The organism is Kitasatospora sp. NPDC001539 (assembly GCF_040298565.1).
In the GTDB taxonomy this organism is placed as follows: Bacteria; Actinomycetota; Actinomycetes; order Streptomycetales; family Streptomycetaceae; genus Kitasatospora.
Genome location: NZ_JBEPAK010000426.1, coordinates 1 through 3,146, shown reverse-complemented (window position 1 = coordinate 3,146; position 3,146 = coordinate 1). Strand labels below are relative to the sequence as shown.

3 protein-coding genes are annotated in these 3,146 nt (G+C 70.0%); 2 read left to right on the top strand and 1 reads right to left on the bottom strand.

All coding sequences use genetic code 11. The features are described 5' to 3' along the window. Positions 1-130 precede the first annotated feature (130 nt). Positions 131-373, bottom strand: coding sequence for a chaplin (locus ABT247_RS32820; RefSeq protein ID WP_350750154.1), 243 nt, complete (start codon positions 371-373; stop codon positions 131-133). A 569-nt stretch (positions 374-942) separates the two neighbouring features. On the opposite strand from ABT247_RS32820, the gene ABT247_RS32815 reads away from it, so the two are divergent. Both ABT247_RS32815 and ABT247_RS32810 read left to right on the top strand, forming a co-directional pair. Further along, entirely contained in the window at positions 943-1,182 is a 240-nt protein-coding gene (locus ABT247_RS32815) for a chaplin (protein WP_350750152.1), read from the top strand. A 253-nt stretch (positions 1,183-1,435) separates the two neighbouring features. Continuing rightward, complete coding sequence (locus ABT247_RS32810; protein ID WP_350750150.1) at positions 1,436-3,112, top strand: RICIN domain-containing protein; 1,677 nt, start codon at positions 1,436-1,438, stop codon at positions 3,110-3,112. The last annotated feature ends 34 nt before the right edge of the window (positions 3,113-3,146 follow it).

Genomic DNA, 3,146 nt, shown 5'->3' with positions numbered 1-3,146 from the left:
TCGGGGTTGTGTGTTTTTTCTTTTTGCTGGTTGATGTCCGGTTGGGGGGTGGTGCGTCCGGGCCCGCGGTTGGGGGGGGCGCGGCACGGGCTCGGTGAATCAGCTGTCGCCGGTGCGGCGACCGCCGGGTTCAGCCGACGTTGGCGCAGGCGTTGCCGAACGCCGGGTTCAGCAGGCCGATGATGTCGATGGTGTTGCCGCACAGGTTGATCGGGATGTGGATCGGCACCTGGAGCTGGTTGCCGGAGAGCACGCCGGGAGAGCCGGCGGCCACACCCTCGGCGCCCGCGCTGGCGAACGCGCCGCCGGCGGCACCGAGCACCAGGCCGGTGGCGGCCAGCGACAGGACCGCGGCCTTCTTGAAGTTGCGCATGATTCTCCTCGAGATTTCTGCCCGACGGAAAGGCGTGTCGGGTGCCGGGCGAGCACGAATACTGGCCCGATGACTTCAGGGATCGCCGTGATTGTCACTCCGACGGCGCACACCGGCGTGTTCCGCCCATGGCTCGGGCGTCGACGCAGCCGCCGCGTTTTTCCAGCGCCTGGCGAACGATTCCCGCACGGCCGGGAGAGGTTCGGACGAAGGCGCGACCAGGAATTCCCGGTCAGGCGTTCAGGTGGTGTCGCCGAACGCCGGGTTCTGGGGGGCCCGCCACGTCGACCGACTTGCCGGGGGCCTCGGTGCCGATGAGGCCGTGGGCGAGTTGCGCATGGGCGGTACTCGTTTCAGGAGCAGGGCCGGGTGGATCGTCTTCCGTGAGGGAGAACGAGGCAGCGCGCGGGGGGAAACGGTCCGGCCCCCTGATCACCCGAATGCCGGTGCTGCGGGCCCCGTTGGGCCGGACGGGTGACAGTGCGCGCACCGTCGCAACCGCTCCGGACGGGTCTCGTTCTAGATGTCGCACTCCCCGTGCATCTCTGTTGAACAGTCAGGAGGCTCGCATGAGCATCAAGAAGACCGCTGCCGTCGGCGCGGCCGTGGCGGGCATCGTGGCCGCCGGTGCCGGTACCGCGATGGCCAGCGCCGGCGCCGAGGGTGTCGCCGCCGGTTCCCCGGGTGTCGTCTCGGGCAACCAGATCCAGGTGCCGATTCACATCCCGGTCAACGTCTGCGGCAACACCGTCAACGTCATCGGTCTGCTGAACCCGGCGTTCGGCAACCACTGCGTCAACGCGGGCTGAGTCCGTTCCCGGTTCGGCCGGTGAGAGCCGCCGTTCCGCGCTTCCCTCCTGGGGCGCGGAGCGGCGGCTCTCTTCGTGTCCGGAGAACTGCCGCCGCGTCACCTCCGGAGGCGGCGGTGCTGTCACAAGCCTTGTTGCACTACTTGTCAGTACCTAGAATGTGAGACCTGCTCACCTTTCTTGCTCGTCCCTTGCTCCGCGCCGCTCGGCGCCACCGCCCGGGCGGTCCCCCACCCCCCGCAAGGAGTCGTGTGTGATCAGGTTCCGCACCTCAGCGGCGCGGCGGACGCGAACGGGCGCCTCCCGGTCCGCGGCGCTGCTCGCCACCGGTGTCCTCGTCGCCGCCCTCGGCCTGGCCGGCGCCCCCGCCGCCCTCGCCGACACCACCCCGACCCAGCCGTCCGACGCCACCCGCCCGGCCGCGATCGTCGCCCTCGGCGACAGCGCCATCTCCGGGGAGGGCGCCGGTACCGACACCAACGACGGCTACTTCCCCGAGACCGACAGCCCGACCGACTACTGCCACCGGCACCCCAAGTCGGAGATCTTCGTCACCGACATCCCCGGGGTCACCCCGATCGACCTCGCCTGCTCCGGCGCCCAGACCGGTGACCTGGTCAGCGACCCCGAGCTGGCCAAGGTGACCGGCTCGGGCAGCGGCGACTACGGCGAGCCCAAACAGGACGTCAAACTCGCCGACGTCGCGGGCAAGTACGACGTCAAGATGGTCGTCGTCACGATCGGCGCCAACGACGACTTCGACTTCAGCGGCATCATGATGCACTGCCTGGCGCAGTACTTCCCGATCCCCAAGGACCAGGGCTGCCGGGACACCATCGGCAGCGACGAGATCCGCCGGCGGGCCCAGCGGGTCCAGCCCAAGGTCGTGGCCGCGCTGCAGAACATCCGGCAGACCATGCGCAGGGCCGGCTACGCCGACTCCTCGTACCAGCTGGTCTACCAGTCGTACTTCGACCCGATCACCCCGGACATCCGGCGCAACGACTACCTCGGCAAGATCGCCGACGGCTGTCCGGCCTTCCCGGAGGACCTCGCCTGGGGCCACAACTTCGTGGTGCCGACCTTCAGCGACATGCTGCGCGGCGCGGCCGAACAGGTGCCCGGCGTGCGGTACCTGGACCAGCGTCGGGTCGCCTTCGGCCACGAGGTGTGCGCGGAGTGGACCAGCTCGCCGTACGAGTACACCAACGGGGACGTCATCAACCTCTCCGAGTGGGCGCGCAACGGCTGCGACTCGCAGATCGGCATCCCCGGGCTGTGCATGAACATGGTCCGCCAGTCGTACCACCTGCGGGTGGCCGGCTACCGCGGTGAGGGCGTCTGCCTCGGGCAGTTCTTCGCCCGCCCCGACCTCGCCCAGGCGTACTGCACCCTCAACCAGCAGAACACCACGTCGATCCAGCCGCTCAGCCCCGGCAAGCCCTTCGGGGACGCCCCGGAGGACGGCTCCTGGTACCAGCTCACCAACGCGGCCACCGGCAACGTCCTCGACCTCAGCGGCGGCGGCACCTACGGCGACTCCAGCAACGGCCGGCCCGCCATCAGCTACCCGGCGGCCGGCGGGCTGAACCAGTCGTTCGTCCTGGAGGCCAAGCCCGGCGGCAGCTACGAGCTGGACTTCAGCGGCAACCGCGACATGTGCCTGGACGCCGACGCCGCCGCCACTGCGCCCGGCACCCGCATCCAGCAGTGGGGCTGCAACGGCGGCGCCAACCAGCACTGGATCTTCAAGCCGGCCGGCAACGGCACCTACCAGATCGCCGACTCCGCCGACCCCACCAAGGTCCTCGCCGCCAGTACCGCACTCGACGCCAAGGGCAACCCGTACGTCCAACTCGCCCAGGCGACCGGTGCCCCCGCCCAGCTCTGGCAACTCACCAAGCTCGGCATCGTCTACGTCCACGGCTGACCGGGCCGCGGCCCCCGTCCGCCGCCGCTCCCTC

Excerpts from the sequence above, each read along its gene's own strand:
- ABT247_RS32815 (WP_350750152.1), top strand. The coding sequence starts at position 943 with ATGAGCATCAAGAAGACCGCTGCCGTCGGCGCGGCCGTGGCGGGCATC.
- ABT247_RS32820 (WP_350750154.1), bottom strand. The coding sequence starts at position 373 with ATGCGCAACTTCAAGAAGGCCGCGGTCCTGTCGCTGGCCGCCACCGGC.